Source organism: Sporolactobacillus terrae DSM 11697, assembly GCF_000648615.1.
Classification (GTDB): domain Bacteria; phylum Bacillota; class Bacilli; order Bacillales; family Sporolactobacillaceae; genus Sporolactobacillus; species Sporolactobacillus terrae.
In genome coordinates, this window is sequence record NZ_JFZC01000035.1 from 1 (window position 1) to 1396 (window position 1396).

General features: G+C 54.7%; 1 rRNA gene. It reads left to right on the plus strand.

Annotated elements, in window-relative coordinates:
• A 16S ribosomal RNA gene (locus AA84_RS17285) occupies positions 1-1373 on the plus strand; the annotation flags it as partial.
• Positions 1374-1396: the final 23 nt, after the last annotated feature.

Genomic DNA, 1396 nt, shown 5'->3' on the forward strand with positions numbered 1-1396 from the left:
ATCCCTCGCACCGCATGGTGCGAGGTTGAAAGATGGTTTCGGCCATCACTTACAGATGGGCCCGCGGTGCATTAGTTAGTTGGCGGGGTAACGGCCCACCAAGACCGCGATGCATAGCCGACCTGAGAGGGTGATCGGCCACATTGGGACTGAGACACGGCCCAAACTCCTACGGGAGGCAGCAGTAGGGAATCTTCCACAATGGACGAAAGTCTGATGGAGCAACGCCGCGTGAGCGAAGAAGGTTTTCGGATCGTAAAGCTCTGTTGCCGGAGAAGAACGAGTGCCAGAGGAAATGCTGGTGCTGTGACGGTATCCGGCCAGAAAGCCACGGCTAACTACGTGCCAGCAGCCGCGGTAATACGTAGGTGGCAAGCGTTGTCCGGAATTATTGGGCGTAAAGCGCGCGCAGGCGGCTTCTTAAGTCTGATGTGAAATCTTGCGGCTCAACCGCAAAAGGTCATTGGAAACTGGGGAGCTTGAGTGCAGAAGAGGAGAGTAGAATTCCACGTGTAGCGGTGAAATGCGTAGAGATGTGGAGGAATACCAGTGGCGAAGGCGGCTCTCTGGTCTGTTACTGACGCTGAGGTGCGAAAGCATGGGGAGCAAACAGGATTAGATACCCTGGTAGTCCATGCCGTAAACGATGAATGCTAGGTGTTAGGGGGGTCCAACCCCTTAGTGCTGAAGTTAACACATTAAGCATTCCGCCTGGGGAGTACGACCGCAAGGTTGAAACTCAAAGGAATTGACGGGGGCCCGCACAAGCAGTGGAGCATGTGGTTTAATTCGAAGCAACGCGAAGAACCTTACCAGGTCTTGACATCCTCTGACAAGTCTAGAGATAGGCCGTTCCCCTTCGGGGGACAGAGTGACAGGTGGTGCATGGTTGTCGTCAGCTCGTGTCGTGAGATGTTGGGTTAAGTCCCGCAACGAGCGCAACCCTTGATCTTAGTTGCCAGCATTAAGTTGGGCACTCTAAGGTGACTGCCGGTGACAAACCGGAGGAAGGTGGGGATGACGTCAAATCATCATGCCCCTTATGATCTGGGCTACACACGTGCTACAATGGGCGGTACAAAGGGCAGCGAAACCGCAAGGTCAAGCGAATCCCATAAAGCCGCCCCCAGTTCGGATTGCAGGCTGCAACTCGCCTGCATGAAGCCGGAATTGCTAGTAATCGCGGATCAGCATGCCGCGGTGAATCCGTTCCCGGGCCTTGTACACACCGCCCGTCACACCACGAGAGTTTGTAACACCCGAAGTCGGTGTGGGAACCTTTATGGACCCAGCCGCCGAAGGTGGGACAAATGATTGGGGTGAAGTCGTAACAAGGTAGCCGTATCGGAAGGTGCGGCTGGATCACCTCCTTTCTAAGGAAACGATCAATAGCGAA